The following is a 13,477-nucleotide window of genomic DNA, read 5'->3' as shown; positions in this document are numbered from 1 at the left end:
ACATGGCGCGCGCATGTTCCAGGTTGCCGCCCTCTATCGTTTCGCGCCATTTGACGATCCCGCCGCCTTGCGCCAGCCGTTGCTGGACCTTTGCGTGGCAGAGGGCGTTATGGGCACGCTGCTGCTCGCACGCGAAGGCGTCAACGGCACGATCGCCGGGACCGAGGGCGGGATCGCCGCGGTGCTTGGCCATATTCGCGGCGTGCCGGGTTGCGCCGATCTCGACGTCAAATATTCGACCGCCGCGGACATGCCGTTCCAGCGGATGAAGGTGCGGCTGAAAAAGGAAATCGTGACGATGAAGGTGACGGGGCTCGACCCCGCGCGCGACGCCGCGCCTTATGTGGACCCCGCCGAATGGAACGCGCTCGTCGATGACCCCGATACGGTACTGATCGACACGCGCAACGGCTTCGAGGTCGGCTATGGCAGCTTTACGGGCGCGGTCGACCCCGCGACCAAAAGCTTCGGCGAATTTCCCGACTGGTGGCGCGCCAACGCCGACCGGTTCGCGGGCAAGCGCGTCGCGATGTTCTGCACCGGCGGCATCCGCTGCGAAAAATCGACGGCTTTCCTGCGCCACGAAGGGGTCGAAAACGTCGTCCACCTGAAGGGCGGCATCCTCGCCTATCTCGAACAGGTGCCCGAAGCCGACAGCCGCTGGCACGGCAGCTGCTTCGTCTTCGACGATCGGGTGAGCGTCGGCCACGGACTGGTCGAGGTCGGGGAGAGATCCGACCCCGATTGAGTGGTCCTCGCGGCGCTAGGCGAGGCGCGCCGCACCATATTCGTACCAGCCGAACGGCCGCGGGGTTTTCGGGATATAAGCGGCCGCCTGCCGCTCGACCGCAAATCCTGCCTTTTCATAAGCTTCGCTGATAGGGCGCGTCAGGTGGCAATTGCCGCCGATCCGTTTCCAGACCGGCTCGATCCGCCGCTGCCATTTCGCGACGTCGGCATCGGGCGCTGCGCCATGCTCCAGGAACAGCGCGGTCCCGCCGGGTTTCAGCACGCGGCGGATTTCGCTCAGCACCGCCGCCTGATCGCCCACCGAGCACAAAGTGAAGGTCGTGACCACCGTATCGAACGACCCGCTTTCGAAAGGCATCGCCTCGCCGACCCCTGCGCGGATATCGGCCTCGATCCCGCGCGCCGCCGCCGCCGCGACGCTCATCGCCAGCAGTTCGGGTGACGGATCGATCCCGCTGAAGCTCTCAATCTGTCCCGGGCGGTAAAATTCCATGTTGATCCCGCCGCCGCAGCCAAGCTCCAGCACATGGCCGCGCGCGTGCGGTACGACCTTGCTCCGCACCTTCATGATCTGCCCCTGCGAACAGGCGCATTTGATCAGCCGCGGCACCCCATGACGTTCCCACCAGCTTGCCATTCGACAGTCTCCCCTTGGCGCGGAAGGTGACCCTTGCTAGCGCGGTTGGCAACACCCATCTGTGCGTACCGGCACAGCCCAAGAAAGATCGTCATGCCCAGCGTTCACCACACCAAGATGCTCATCCTCGGCTCCGGCCCCGCGGGCCTGTCGGCGGCCATTTATGCGGCGCGCGCGGGCATGATGCCGATCGTGGTGCAGGGGCTGCAACCCGGCGGCCAGCTGACGATCACCACCGACGTCGAAAACTACCCCGGCTTTGCCGAGGTGGTGCAGGGCCCGTGGCTGATGGAACAGATGACGGCGCAGGCGATGCATGTCGGCACCAGCATGATCTGGGACACGATCGTAGACGTCGACCTGACGCGCCGCCCGTTCAAGCTGACCGGCGACGGCGGCGACGTCTATATGGCCGAAACGCTGGTGATTGCGACGGGTGCGCAGGCGAAATGGCTCGGCGTTCCGGGCGAACAGGAACTCGGCGGCAAGGGCGTGTCGGCTTGTGCGACGTGCGACGGTTTCTTCTATCGCGGCAAGAAGGTCGTGGTGATCGGCGGCGGCAACACCGCGGTCGAGGAAGCGCTCTACCTCACCAACCATAGCGAGGATGTGACGCTGATCCACCGCCGCGACCATCTGCGCGCCGAAAAGATCCTGCAGGACCGGCTGATGGTCAATCCGAAGATCAAAATTCTCTGGAACAAGCGCGTCGATCGTTTCGTCGCGGGCGAGGGCGTGTCGGGGCTGGTCGGCGTCGACCTGATCGACACCGTCACCGGCGAGGCGAGCCACGAGCCCACCGACGGCGGCTTCGTCGCGATCGGCCACAGCCCGGCGACCGAATTGTTCAAGGGCAAGCTGCCGCTCGACGACGACGGCTATCTTCAGATCACGCCGGGCACCTCGCTCACCTCGATCCCCGGCGTGTTCGCGGCGGGCGACGTCGCCGACAAGGTCTATCGCCAGGCGGTGACGGCGGCGGGCATGGGCTGCATGGCCGCGCTCGATGCCGAGCGCTTTTTGGCTGAGGCGGAGTATCACGCGATGGCCGAGGCCTGAGGCGACACTGTAACGGCGGGAAGCGACCGGTTGCAGCCGTAATATCCTCCCTGTCGCGCAGCGATGGGGAAGGGGACCGCCGCGAAGCGGTGGTGGAGGGGCCGCGACGTTAGCGCCATAGCCCCTCCGTCAGCGCTTCGCGCTGCCACCTCCCCATGCCTGCGGCACAGGGAGGATATTTCCCCCATCGTCATCCCGGACTTGATCCGGGATCCATCGCCGCGCCGTTGTCTTGGATCCCGGATCAAGTCCGGGATGACGAAGCGGGCAACGTCCGCTTTCCACCCCATAGCCTACACGGGCCTCGGGCCGCCGTTATCGTCGCAATATGTCCAGGATACGCTCCGCCAGCCACGCGGCATCATCGCCCGCGAAGCTGTGCGACGGGCTGGCGAGGCGCTCGACCGATACGCGGTCCAGCGCCGCCGGGCAGTTTTCCATAAAGGCCTGCGCGGTCCGGTCGCCCGTCGCGAGCAGGATCGTCGCGGGCGCGCCGAGTGCGGACACAGCACAATCGATCCGGCCGGCAAGACTATCGGGCGCAGCGGGCGCGGTCGGCTTCAGTGCCGACAGCCCGCGAAACAGCTTCCGGAAATCGACCTCGCCCTTGATCAGCCGGAGCAGGCTCTTCGGATCCTTCAGCCGCGACAGGTAGCGCGCGCGGATCGCCGTCGCCGGCGGCAGCGCCGGCTCCTCCGTTTCTTCCGTGTCGCTGTCGTAAGTCCACGGATTGGCGACGATCAGCCCGTCGAGCTCCAGCGGCTGGTGAAGCAACAACGCGCTCGCCGCATCGCAATTGCCGAAGGCGATAATGCGCGTGACCTGCGGCGCCGCCGCGCGAAACGCCGCAATCGATGCGGCGATATCGGGCCCGCTGCTTTCAAAGCCGCCATTCGCGCCCTCGCTGTCGCCGATCCCGCGCCGGTCGAAACGGAACACCGGATACCCCGCGTCGGCGATCCGCGCCGCCAGCATCGCCATCCCGCGATGCGCGCCGCTGCGGATCTCGTTGCCTCCCGACACGATCAGCAGGCCCGTCGTGCCCGGCGCATTGTCGAGGCTCGCAGCGAGCGCCGCGCCTTCGCAGGCGAAGCTCAGCTGATGCCGCATGTCTTGCTCCACGCGGAAATATCGGCGGCGATCGCGTGTGCCATCGGCGCATCCTCACCCGGCTCGGCGCGGAGCCAGAGCGGCGTGCCCGCGATGCCATCGATGCCCAAGCCGATGCTGCGCAATGGTTCGACGGCCTGCGCCTCGCTCGTGCCGAGCTGGGCGATCATGGCGGGCGACAGCAGATTGCCGGCGAGCAGCAGCGGCGCGGCCTTCGCCTGTTCGTGCAGTGCCTCGAGCGAAGAGGTCACGCCCGCCTCGCGGTCGGCGCTTACCCGCGCGCGCATCAAGGTGCGGAGCTGCGACGCCCCGCCGACGGGCGCAAGGCGCCACCATGCTTTGGCTTTCGCCTTGTGGTCGATCAGCGCGCCGCCGCGAAACGAGGCGATGATCGTCGGGCCATCGATTCCCGATACCAACTCGGCAAGCGCATTCTGCCAGCGCACCAGATCGACCTCGACGAGCGGAACAAGACTCTCATTCTGCCCCGGCAGGTCGGGCAGCACCGCCACAAACCCCTCGGCCGCCAGCGCGCGCATCGCGAGCGCCAGGGTTCGGCGCGTGCGGTTCGCTTCCTCGAACAGCGGCGGGACGATCAGGATGGTGGCGCGGGGTGTGCCCGCGGGGTCGATGCGCAGCATATGTTCGCTCATGCCCGCACCGGGATCAGTCGGTCACTTTGCGCAGCGAAAAGGCGAGCAAATTGCCGTAGGTTTCAAAGATTTCGCCGTCGACTTCATCATCGTCGATGATGACGCCCAGCCGGTCTTCCATCTCGGTCAAGACGGTGGCGACCGCCATCGAATCGAATTCGGGCAGTTCGCCGAACAAGCCGCTGTCGTCGGTCAGCGCGGCGGCGCGCGCTTCGCCGAGGCCCAGCACATCGGCGAGCAGGGCGCGAAGGGTGGCGTCGACGGAGCTGTTATCGGTCACTTTTCTTCCCCAACACGGAACGGGCATATGCCGTCAGTGCCGGTCCCCATGCCGCGATGCGCGACGGATTGAAAGCCTCGATACGCCACAGCGGGTCGTGCCGGTTCATCCAGTCGCGCTTGTAGCCATCGTTGCCGGTACCGAAATCGATACGCTTCACGCCATCGACCGCGATCACATGACGGAACAATGCCGCCGATAGCAACGTGCCGGGCGAGGCTTTCAGACTGTCCTCGACATGCGCGAGTTTGTGGATGAAGGCGGTGCCGTCCTCGACGGTCCAGAACTGCGCTGCAACGGGCAGGCCGTCGATACGCGCAATCCCCATGCGCAGCCGTCCGCCCGCACCCTCGGCCTCGGCAAAGGCACGGAGCAGGGCAGGATGACCCTCTTCGGGCTTCCAGCTCGCGGCATAGATTTGTTCGTAGGCCGCCCAGCTTCCCGGATCGAACTCGGTGAGCAACTGGATATCGACGACGCCTTTCTTCGCTTTGCGCTGGACGGTGCTGCGCAGCGCGCCCGGCCGGCTGGCCCACCAGCTGTCATGGTCCATGTCGGCGAGGTCGAGCCAGTGGCGGTCGCCCGCCGGGGCCACTTTCACCCACCAGCCTGCGGCGCGGAGCGCGGCGGTAAGTTCCGTAGTCTCGGGAACAGGATAGAGCGTCAGGCGTGCGGCGTTTCGGCGAAGGTCGGCAAAGAGCGCCTGCAAGGCGTCGCTTCGTCCTTCGTCGCCAGTAAAGAGCGGGCGGATCGAAAAGCTGTACCAGTTGGTGAGTCCGGCAAATTCGCCAGGTTTCTCGATCCGCAGCGGCAGCCACGCCGTCGTCGAACCGGCGCTGGCATGGGCATCGAAACGGCCGCGGCCGGCAAAGCCATGCGCCTCGAGCAAGTCGAACCAGGCCGCCCGGTCGAAAGGCGACGCAAAGCCGGCCGCGCGCGCTGTGGCGGGCAGCCGCATATCATTAGCGTGATGTTCACCGTTCCCTTGCATGGTGCCGCCCTCTATCACTCCACTCCTAACAGCCGATGACCAAAGCCGAAAACCTATCTTCCAGGCCGATCGACCATCTCACCCGCTGCGGCGCGCCGGACGCGGCTGCGCTGCTGATCGGCGACCGGGTCACGACCTTTGCTGAGCTCGACGCCGGCGTCGGACGGCTGGCATCATGGTTGCTCGATCAGGCTGGCGGCCCCGGAGAACGTGTCGCAAGCTGGAGCGCGAAGACGCGGCTTGCCTGCCTGATGCCGCTCGCCGCGGCGCGCGCCGGGCTGATCCATGTGCCGGTCAATCCGCTGCTCAAGGGCGCGCAGGTCGCCCACATCCTGTCCGACAGCGGCGCGAAATTGCTCGTCACCAATGGCGCGCGCGCCGAGATGCTCGGCGATGGCCTCCCCGGCGAATGCGTGGTGCAGGATATCAAGATCGGCGAGGAAGTCATTGATTCGGGGGGACGGGGGTTGCCGCTCTCGATCGCCGAGCCCGACGATCTCGCCGCGATCCTCTACACCAGCGGTTCGACCGGCCGGCCCAAGGGCGTGATGCTCAGCCACGCGAACCTGTGGCTCGGCGCCGAAAGCGTCGCCTCCTATCTCAAGATCGCGCCCCAGGACCGGGTGCTCGCCGTGCTGCCGCTCAGCTTCGATTATGGCCAGAACCAGCTGCTTTCGAGTTGGTATGCGGGCGCCGCGGTCGCGCCGCTCGATTATCTGACCGCGCGCGACGTCGTGAAGGCGGTCGCGCGGCACCGGGCAACGACGCTCGCAGGCGTGCCGCCGCTCTGGGTGCAACTCGTCGAGGCCGAATGGCCTGCCGAGACCGCGGCGCATCTGACGCGCCTGACCAACAGCGGCGGGGCGCTCACGCCCTCGCTGATCGACGCGATGCGGGCCACCTTCCCGAAGGCCGCCATCTATCCGATGTACGGGCTGACCGAGGCGTTCCGCTCAACGTACCTCGACCCGAAATTCGTCGCCGATCATCCGACATCGATGGGTCGCGCGATCCCGCATGCGGAAATTCTCGTGTGTCGGCCCGACGGCACGATCACCGCCGACGAAGAACCCGGCGAGCTCGTCCATTGCGGCCCGCTCGTCGCCAAGGGCTATTGGCGTGACGAGGAACGCACCGCGCAACGCTTCAAGCCCGCCCCGCGCGCGTCCGAATATGGCGGGATGGCGGTGTGGTCGGGCGACACGGTGCGCCGCGACGCCAACCATCTCCTCTATTTCGTCGGGCGCGACGACGCGATGATCAAGACCGCGGGCAATCGCGTCAGCCCGACCGAGATCGAGGATGTCGCGGTCGCATCGGGGCTGATTTACGAAGCGGTGGCGTTCGGCGTTCCCGACGCGCGGCTCGGCGCTGCGATCACCCTGATCGTCCGCGGCAAGGACGGCGTCGCCGACGAGGAAGGGCTTGCAGCCTATCTCCGCCAGAATCTCCCCAATTTCATGCAGCCGCAGGCGATCGAATGGCGGGGCGCCCTGCCGCGCAATCCCAATGGCAAGCTCGACCGCGTGGCGATCGCCGCCGATTGGACGAAGGAGCCCATGGCATGAAACCACACGGCCCGATCCCGCCCGGCTTCCGCGCTGATGCAAGCCACATGCTGCTCATCGGCGGCGACCGCGCCGAAGCGCTCGCCGATGTTTCGGGCGATACGCCGCTGTTCGTTTACGACAGCGCGATGCTCACCGCGCGCGTCGCCGAATGGCGCGCCGCGATGCCCGCCGACGTCCAGTTGCACTATGCGATGAAGGCGAACCCCTATGCGCCTTTGCTCGCCTTCATGGTGCGGCTGGTCGACGGGTTCGACGTCGCATCGGGCGGCGAGCTCAAGGCCGCGCTCGCCAGCGGGATGCCGGCGGGCGACATCAGCTTCGCCGGCCCCGGCAAGCGCGACCGCGAACTCGAAGCGACGATCACCGCCGGCGCGACGCTCAACCTCGAATCGGTGGGCGAGGCCGAGCGGGCCCTGTCGATCGCCGGGCATCTTGGCCTCACGCCAAGCCTTGCGGTGCGCGTCAATCCCGACTTCGACCTCAAGGGATCGGGCATGAAGATGGGCGGCGGCGCCAAGCCATTCGGTGTCGACGCGACCGAGGTTCCAGCGCTTGTCCGGCGCCTGATCGATGCCGGTGCCGACTGGCAGGGTTTCCATATTTTCGCGGGATCGCAGGCGCTTGACGCCGCCGCCATCGCCGACACGCAGGCGCAGACCGTCGCGCTCGCCGCGCGGCTCGCGAACGAAATCGGCGCCATGCCGCCGCTCGTCAATCTCGGCGGCGGCATGGGCGTGCCCTATTTCCCCGGCGACAAGCCGGTTGATGTCATCGCCGTCGGCGCGGCGCTCGCCGAGACGCTGGCTGCGCGCGACCCCGTTCTCGCAAAGAGCCACTTCGCGATGGAACTCGGCCGCTGGCTCGTCGCCGAAGCCGGTGTCTATCTGACCCGCATCGTCGATCGGAAGACCAGCCACGGCGAAACTTTCCTCGTCACCGACGGCGGCCTCCACCACCAGCTCGCCGCGAGCGGCAATTTCGGCACCGTGATCCGTCGCAATTATCCCATCGCGGTCGCGGGCGCCTTCGGACGCGAGCCCGACGAGACCGTCTCGGTCGTCGGCTGCCTCTGCACCCCGCTCGATCGCCTCGGCGACCAGGTCGCGCTCCCGCGCGCCGACGTCGGCGACCTGATCGCGATCTTCCTCGCGGGCGCCTATGGCGCGAGCGCGAGCCCGGCGACCTTCCTGGGGCAGGGACCGGCGCGCGAAATGCTCGTCTGACACGCCTGAATCTGTTCCTTATCAGGACAGTTTGCGACAAGCGCGGTCCAAACTTATGTCAATACTAACATTATGTTCACCCTTTTCGAGCAATGGCGGAAGCTGACACAATGGCTGTCGCCGCCGAGTTTCCGGACCGCGGCTCCCCCGGCGGCCCCGAAAGGTTGATGGATTATGGCTTCGTTCCCCTCGCTCCGTATCGCGCGCGCCGCGCTCGTGTCGGGCATCGCCGCGACCGCGCTGACCGGCTGCATGGGCGCCGGAGGGACGGCGCCGCAGCTGCCGAGCGCGAATTTCGTCCAGAACCAGGAAGGGCCGGGTGAGGAATATATCATCGGCCCGCTCGACGAGCTCCAGATCTTCGTGTGGCGCAACCCCGAACTCGGCGGCAAGGTCCAGGTGCGCCCCGACGGCCGCATCACCACCCCGCTGATCACCGACATGCCCGCGGTCGGCAAGACGCCGACGATGCTGCAGCAGGACCTAAAGCTCCAGCTCAGCCAATATATCACCGATCCGATCGTCAGCGTCATCGTCACGACCTTCAACAGCACCTTCTCGCAACAGGTGCGGGTCGTTGGCGCGACTGAAAAGCCCGCGTCGATCCCTTTCCGTGCCAACATGACCGTGCTCGACGCAATGATTGCAGTCGGCGGCCTCGGTGAATATGCCGCTGGAAACAAAGCGCGACTCGTCCGTTTCGACAAGGGCAGCGGCAAGCAGCAGGAGTTCGGCCTGCGGCTGAACGACCTGATCAAACGCGGCGATATCAAGGCGAATGTGCGGCTGCAGCCCGGCGATGTGATCATCATCCCCGAAAGCATGTTCTGACCCCAGGCCGCCAACCCACCCATCTCCCAAGGATCGATTTCACGCGATGACCAGCCTTTACGACGAATTCCGGGTCGCGCTGCACAGCGTCTGGACGCGCCGGTGGCTCGTGCTGGCGGTGGCGTGGGGCATCTGCATCCTCGGCTGGCTGGCGATCGCGTCGATCCCGAATCGTTATGACAGCCGCGCGCGCCTGCTCGTCGACGTCAACGAAATCCTGCCCGACGACGCGCAGGGCGGCGGCGGGCGTCCGCAGCTCGACCAGATTCGCGAAACGCTGACCAGCGCGCGCAACATGGAAAAGGTCGCGGCGACCACCGGCCTGCTCCCCGCCGGCGCGAACGAACGCGAAAAGGCGGGCGCGGTCGCGATGCTGCAAAAGAATATCAAGGTCGTTCCGCAGCAGGACAATATCTTCGAAATCACCTCGAGCGTCGCGGTCGGCAGCCTGTCCGACGCCGACAATGCCAAGCTCGCATCGGGCGTGCTCGACAGCCTGATCACCGTGTTTCGCGACGATCAGCTGCGCGGCGGCCGGATGAACGCGCGCGAGGGGCTGAAATTCCTCGATGCCCAGATCGCCGACCGCGAAAAGGCGCTGCGCGAAGTCGAAGCGCGCCGCGGCGCGTTCGAGGCGCAGAATATCGGCCTGATCCCGGGCGGCAGCGGGTCGCCCGCGCAGCGCGTCGAAGCCGCGCGCGCCGAACTTGGCCAGATCGATTCGCAGCTCGTGTCGGCGCAGGCGCAGCTTGCCGCCGCGAACGGTCAGCTCTCCTCGACCCCGGCGACGATCAATATTCCCGGCATGGGCAGTGTCGGCGGCGGCGTCGCGCGGCAACAGCTTGCCGGTGCGCAGAACGAACTCTCATCGATGCGCGCGCGCGGGCTGACCGACGCGCACCCCGACGTCATCGCATTGAAAAGCCAGATCGCCTCGCTGAAAGCGATGGCCGACCGCGAAGGCGCAGGCGCGGGCGGTGGCGGCAATTCGCAGAACCCGGCCTATGCCTCGCTGTCGGCGATGCGCGCCGAACGGCAAGCGACGGTCAGCGCGCTGTCGGCGCGCAAGGCGCAGCTCACCGGCGACATCGCCCGCATCACGTCGCAGCAGATTCAGAACCCCGGCATCGCCGCCGAATATGACCGGATCAACGGCGAATATACCGCGTTCAAGGCGCAATATGACAAATTGCTCGCACAGCGCGAACAGGTCCGCATGCGCGGCGAGGTGCAGACCGAGACCGACGCGATCAAGATCGAACTGCTCGACCCGCCATCGAAACCGACCAGCCCCGCGGCGCCCAACCGGCCTCTGTTCCTGACGCTCGTCCTGCTCGCCGGCATCGGCGGCGGCGTCGGCGCCGCATTCGGGCTCGCCCAGATACGCACCAGCTATGCGACCGCGGCTAAGCTCGAACGCGCCAGCGGGCTGCCCGTCATCGGATCGATTACCGAAGTCGTGACACCCGAACGCCATCTCGATCGGCGCAAGAAGCTCGTCTGGCTGGCGAGCGGCGGGGGCGCGCTCGTCGGCCTCTATGCCTTGCTGCTAGTCGCCGAATTCATCCAGCGCGGCATGGTTGCGTGACGGGGGACGATGACATGAACGACCAACGCAAAGTCAAGCGCCCGCCCTCGCTCCTCGAACGTGCCGCCGACATGTTCGGCCTCGATCCCGCCGCCAATGCGCCGACGATCGACGTGTCGAAACTGCCGCCCGAAGCGCCCAAAAAGGCGAAGAAGGCGCACCCGGCCGAGGCCGCCGAGCCCGTCGTGGAAACGCCGCAGCCCGAAATCCTGGAGCCCGTCGTCGAGGCGGCACCCGCGGTCGAGGCCGCGCCCGCCGCGCCGAAACCGTCGCCGCGCAAGGACGTCGCCAAGGCCGCGCCCGCGATCGTGCCGACGCGGCAGGGAACGGTCGACCGCGACCGTCTCGCATCGCGCGGCATGATCGTCCCCGGCACCCCTGTCACCGGCATTTCCGAAGAATATCGCATCGTGAAGCGCGAACTGATCCGCAATTTCGGCGGCGTCGGCAATCGCCCGATCCTGCCGCGCGGCCACCGCGTACTGATCGCCTCGGCGAACCCGGGCGAGGGCAAGACTTTCTCGGCGGTCAACCTTGCTTTGAGCCTCGCGGTCGAGGCCGATCACGACGTGCTGCTGATCGATGCCGACATCGCGAAGCCGAGCGTGCTCGAAGCGCTCGGGCTCGATGACGGTCCCGGCCTGATGGACGCGCTCGCCGATCCGCATTTGCCGCTCGGCGACTGCCTGATCCAGACCGACATTCCGGGTCTCAAGGTCATGCCCGCGGGCACCGGCCATATGCACGATACCGAACTGCTCGCCTCGGCGCGGACCGAGGCGTTGCTCGCGCAGCTCGAAGCGGGCGCGCCCGGCCGCATCCTCATCATCGATTCGCCGCCAGTGCTTGCGGCGTCGCCCGCCGCGGTGCTCGCGGGGCATGTCGGGCAGACGATCATGGTTGTGCGCGCCGACGAAACGCTCGAATCGGCGCTGCGCGACGCGATCGGCCTGATGGGCGCGTGCCCCCATATCCAGCTGCTCCTCAACGGGGTCAAATTCTCGCCGGGCGGGCGCCGCTTCGGCACCTATTACGGACAAGGAGGCGCGTGATGCGCACCACGACCACCATGCGTCATATATCGACGCTGGCGGCCCTGCTGCTCGCCGGGACGGCGACGGGCGCGCATGCGCAATTTTCGGGCGATCCCGGTCCGGCTGGCGGTGACAAGCCTTCGACCCGCGCCCCGGCATCCGAGGGCCGCGCAGCGAAGCGCGCCGAAGGGCGCCGGACGCAGCGGACGGTCGACGTCAGCCCCTATCTCGAAATCGACCAGGTGCTGACCGCCGACCTCAAGAACGGGGGCGATGTCCTCACCTATACGAACCTTGCGGTCGGGGTGGATGCCGCGATCGTCACCAACCGCGCCGAACTGGCCGGATCGGTGCGCTACGAACATCGCATCGGATGGAACGACGATCTCGGTGATTCGGATGTTGTCAGCGGCCTCCTCCGCGGCCGAATCGAGGCGGCGCGCGGCCTCAATCTCGAAGGTGGCGCGCTCGCGACGCGCACCCGCGCCGACGGACAGGGTGCGGCGAGCGGTCTGTTCATCGGCGATGCCAGCAATGTCGCGGACATTTACTCGCTCTATGCCGGCCCGACCTTCGCACGGCGCATCGGCGGGCTCGACGTCGGGGCCGGCTATCGCTTCGGCTATACCAAGGTCGAAGTCGACGAACCCGCGATCCTGTCGCCGGGAACGCAGCCGCAGGATATTTTCGACAGCTCCACCAACCATGTCGCCTGGGCCAGCGTCGGCGCGCGGCCGGGCGATCTGCCGTTCGGCTGGCAGGTGTCGGGCGGCTACGAGCGCGAGGATGCCAGCCAGCTCGATCAACGCTACGAGGGCAAGTTCGTCCGCGCCGACGTCACGATGCCGATCGGCCCGACGGTCGCGCTGCTCGGCGGCGTCGGTTACGAGGATATAGAGATCGGCCAGCGCAATCCGGTGGTTGACGCCAACGGCGTGCCGGTGCGCGATTCGAACGGCCGATTCATCACCGACAAATCGACCCCGCGCCAGCTGTCGTTCGACACCGACGGGCTGATCTGGGACGCCGGAGTGATGTGGCAGCCGAGCCGCCGCACATCGCTGACAGCGAAGGTCGGCCGCCGCTATGGCGATACGATCTACACCGGCAGCTTCACCTATCGCGCCGACCATGCGACCTCGATCCAGGTTGGCGTTTACGACGGGCTGTCGAGCTTCGGCCGCGGCCTGTCGGGTGGGCTTGCGGCGCTGCCGACGCAATTCGACCCGATCCGCAATCCGATCAGCGGCGACATAAATCCCTGCGTCTTCGGGCAGCAGGGTGGCGGCTGTTTGAGCAACCAACTCGGCAATTCGACCTCGGCGCAATACCGCAGCCGCGGCGTGCAGGCGACTTTGTCGTCGCGCTTCGGCGGGTGGAGCTATGGCGTCGGCATCGGTTACGACCGGCGCAAACTGCTCGCGCCCTTGCTGTCGCCGATCGGCAGCCTCAACGGGATCAAGGACGAGAATTATTATCTCTTCGTCTCCGCGGGGCGCCAGCTCGACGTCGATTCCGACCTCGGCCTGTCGGGTTACGTCAATTATTTCGACAATGGCGCGCCGGGCGCCAGCGACGTCCAGTCGGCGGGCCTGACCGCATCCTATGCGCGGCGCTTCTGGCGCGGGCTCACGGGGACCGCCGCGGCCAGCATCAACGCCTTCGACCAAGAAGGTTTCAACAGCCAGCTTATCGGTTCAGCTTTGGTGGGACTTCGTTACAACTTCTGACCAAGCAACGGGAATTTTAC

At 66.7% G+C, this 13,477-nt stretch carries 13 protein-coding genes; 8 read left to right on the top strand and 5 right to left on the bottom strand.

Annotated elements, in window-relative coordinates; all coding sequences use genetic code 11:
- The first annotated feature begins 13 nt into the window (after positions 1-13).
- Positions 14-748, top strand: a complete 735-nt coding sequence (gene trhO, locus SKP52_RS15005) for an oxygen-dependent tRNA uridine(34) hydroxylase TrhO (protein WP_081997573.1) — start codon at positions 14-16, stop codon at positions 746-748.
- Positions 749-763: 15 nt separating this feature from the next.
- On the opposite strand, the gene SKP52_RS15000 is transcribed toward trhO, so the two are convergent.
- Positions 764-1,387, bottom strand: coding sequence for a class I SAM-dependent methyltransferase (locus SKP52_RS15000; protein WP_039576019.1), 624 nt, complete (start codon positions 1,385-1,387; stop codon positions 764-766).
- A 93-nt stretch (positions 1,388-1,480) separates the two neighbouring features.
- Here SKP52_RS15000 and trxB point away from each other — a divergent pair, with 93 nt between their 5' ends.
- Positions 1,481-2,446, top strand: coding sequence for a thioredoxin-disulfide reductase (trxB, locus tag SKP52_RS14995; protein WP_039576018.1), 966 nt, complete (start codon positions 1,481-1,483; stop codon positions 2,444-2,446).
- A gap of 315 nt (positions 2,447-2,761) precedes the next feature.
- Here the strand turns inward: trxB and SKP52_RS14985 are convergent, their stop codons facing one another.
- From SKP52_RS14985 to SKP52_RS14970, 4 genes are read right to left on the bottom strand one after another with little or no spacing between them, the layout of a single operon-like run.
- On the bottom strand, positions 2,762-3,556 hold the full coding sequence (locus tag SKP52_RS14985) for a hydrolase 1, exosortase A system-associated (protein ID WP_039576014.1): 795 nt from the start codon (positions 3,554-3,556) through the stop codon (positions 2,762-2,764).
- Positions 3,541-4,209, bottom strand: a complete 669-nt coding sequence (locus tag SKP52_RS14980; protein WP_039576013.1) for an alpha/beta hydrolase family protein — start codon at positions 4,207-4,209, stop codon at positions 3,541-3,543. The genes SKP52_RS14985 and SKP52_RS14980 overlap by 16 nt, the downstream gene beginning before the upstream one ends.
- Positions 4,210-4,222: 13 nt before the next feature.
- Complete coding sequence (locus SKP52_RS14975) at positions 4,223-4,489, bottom strand: acyl carrier protein (protein ID WP_039576011.1); 267 nt, start codon at positions 4,487-4,489, stop codon at positions 4,223-4,225.
- Complete coding sequence (locus SKP52_RS14970; RefSeq protein ID WP_228383663.1) at positions 4,479-5,447, bottom strand: GNAT family N-acetyltransferase; 969 nt, start codon at positions 5,445-5,447, stop codon at positions 4,479-4,481. Before SKP52_RS14970 ends, SKP52_RS14975 begins: the two co-directional genes overlap by 11 nt.
- Positions 5,448-5,515: 68 nt before the next feature.
- On the opposite strand from SKP52_RS14970, the gene SKP52_RS14965 reads away from it, so the two are divergent.
- The 6 genes from SKP52_RS14965 to SKP52_RS14940 all read left to right on the top strand — a co-directional run bounded on the left by SKP52_RS14965 (position 5,516) and on the right by SKP52_RS14940 (position 13,457).
- Positions 5,516-7,048, top strand: coding sequence for an acyl-CoA ligase (AMP-forming), exosortase A system-associated (locus SKP52_RS14965; RefSeq protein WP_039576007.1), 1,533 nt, complete (start codon positions 5,516-5,518; stop codon positions 7,046-7,048).
- A complete protein-coding gene (locus tag SKP52_RS14960; protein ID WP_039576005.1) occupies positions 7,045-8,274 on the top strand; it encodes a pyridoxal-dependent decarboxylase, exosortase A system-associated in 1,230 nt (409 codons plus the stop codon). The genes SKP52_RS14965 and SKP52_RS14960 overlap by 4 nt, the downstream gene beginning before the upstream one ends.
- Before the next feature lie 174 nt (positions 8,275-8,448).
- A complete protein-coding gene (locus SKP52_RS14955) occupies positions 8,449-9,105 on the top strand; it encodes an XrtA/PEP-CTERM system exopolysaccharide export protein (RefSeq protein WP_039576003.1) in 657 nt (218 codons plus the stop codon).
- A 46-nt stretch (positions 9,106-9,151) separates the two neighbouring features.
- A complete protein-coding gene (locus SKP52_RS14950; RefSeq protein ID WP_039576001.1) occupies positions 9,152-10,693 on the top strand; it encodes an XrtA system polysaccharide chain length determinant in 1,542 nt (513 codons plus the stop codon).
- A 14-nt stretch (positions 10,694-10,707) separates the two neighbouring features.
- Complete coding sequence (locus SKP52_RS14945) at positions 10,708-11,745, top strand: P-loop NTPase (protein WP_039581202.1); 1,038 nt, start codon at positions 10,708-10,710, stop codon at positions 11,743-11,745.
- Positions 11,745-13,457 (top strand): hypothetical protein, encoded by a 1,713-nt coding sequence (locus SKP52_RS14940; RefSeq protein ID WP_039575999.1) that lies wholly within the window; start codon positions 11,745-11,747, stop codon positions 13,455-13,457. The genes SKP52_RS14945 and SKP52_RS14940 overlap by 1 nt, the downstream gene beginning before the upstream one ends.
- Positions 13,458-13,477 lie beyond the last annotated feature (20 nt).

The organism is Sphingopyxis fribergensis (assembly GCF_000803645.1).
Lineage (GTDB): Bacteria > Pseudomonadota > Alphaproteobacteria > Sphingomonadales > Sphingomonadaceae > Sphingopyxis > Sphingopyxis fribergensis.
This window is presented reverse-complemented; position numbering and strand designations above follow the sequence as displayed.

What these genes read in the sequence shown, in the direction of transcription:
- SKP52_RS15000 (WP_039576019.1), bottom strand. Translation starts at nt 1,387, where the DNA reads ATGGCAAGCTGGTGGGAACGTCATGGGGTGCCGCGGCTGATCAAATGC.
- SKP52_RS14950 (WP_039576001.1), top strand. Translation starts at nt 9,152, where the DNA reads ATGACCAGCCTTTACGACGAATTCCGGGTCGCGCTGCACAGCGTCTGG.
- SKP52_RS14945 (WP_039581202.1), top strand. Translation starts at nt 10,708, where the DNA reads ATGAACGACCAACGCAAAGTCAAGCGCCCGCCCTCGCTCCTCGAACGT.
- SKP52_RS14960 (WP_039576005.1), top strand. Translation starts at nt 7,045, where the DNA reads ATGAAACCACACGGCCCGATCCCGCCCGGCTTCCGCGCTGATGCAAGC.
- trhO (WP_081997573.1), top strand. Translation starts at nt 14, where the DNA reads ATGTTCCAGGTTGCCGCCCTCTATCGTTTCGCGCCATTTGACGATCCC.
- SKP52_RS14940 (WP_039575999.1), top strand. Translation starts at nt 11,745, where the DNA reads ATGCGCACCACGACCACCATGCGTCATATATCGACGCTGGCGGCCCTG.
- SKP52_RS14955 (WP_039576003.1), top strand. Translation starts at nt 8,449, where the DNA reads ATGGCTTCGTTCCCCTCGCTCCGTATCGCGCGCGCCGCGCTCGTGTCG.
- trxB (WP_039576018.1), top strand. Translation starts at nt 1,481, where the DNA reads ATGCCCAGCGTTCACCACACCAAGATGCTCATCCTCGGCTCCGGCCCC.
- SKP52_RS14965 (WP_039576007.1), top strand. Translation starts at nt 5,516, where the DNA reads ATGACCAAAGCCGAAAACCTATCTTCCAGGCCGATCGACCATCTCACC.
- SKP52_RS14980 (WP_039576013.1), bottom strand. Translation starts at nt 4,209, where the DNA reads ATGAGCGAACATATGCTGCGCATCGACCCCGCGGGCACACCCCGCGCC.
- SKP52_RS14985 (WP_039576014.1), bottom strand. Translation starts at nt 3,556, where the DNA reads ATGCGGCATCAGCTGAGCTTCGCCTGCGAAGGCGCGGCGCTCGCTGCG.
- SKP52_RS14970 (WP_228383663.1), bottom strand. Translation starts at nt 5,447, where the DNA reads ATGCGGCTGCCCGCCACAGCGCGCGCGGCCGGCTTTGCGTCGCCTTTC.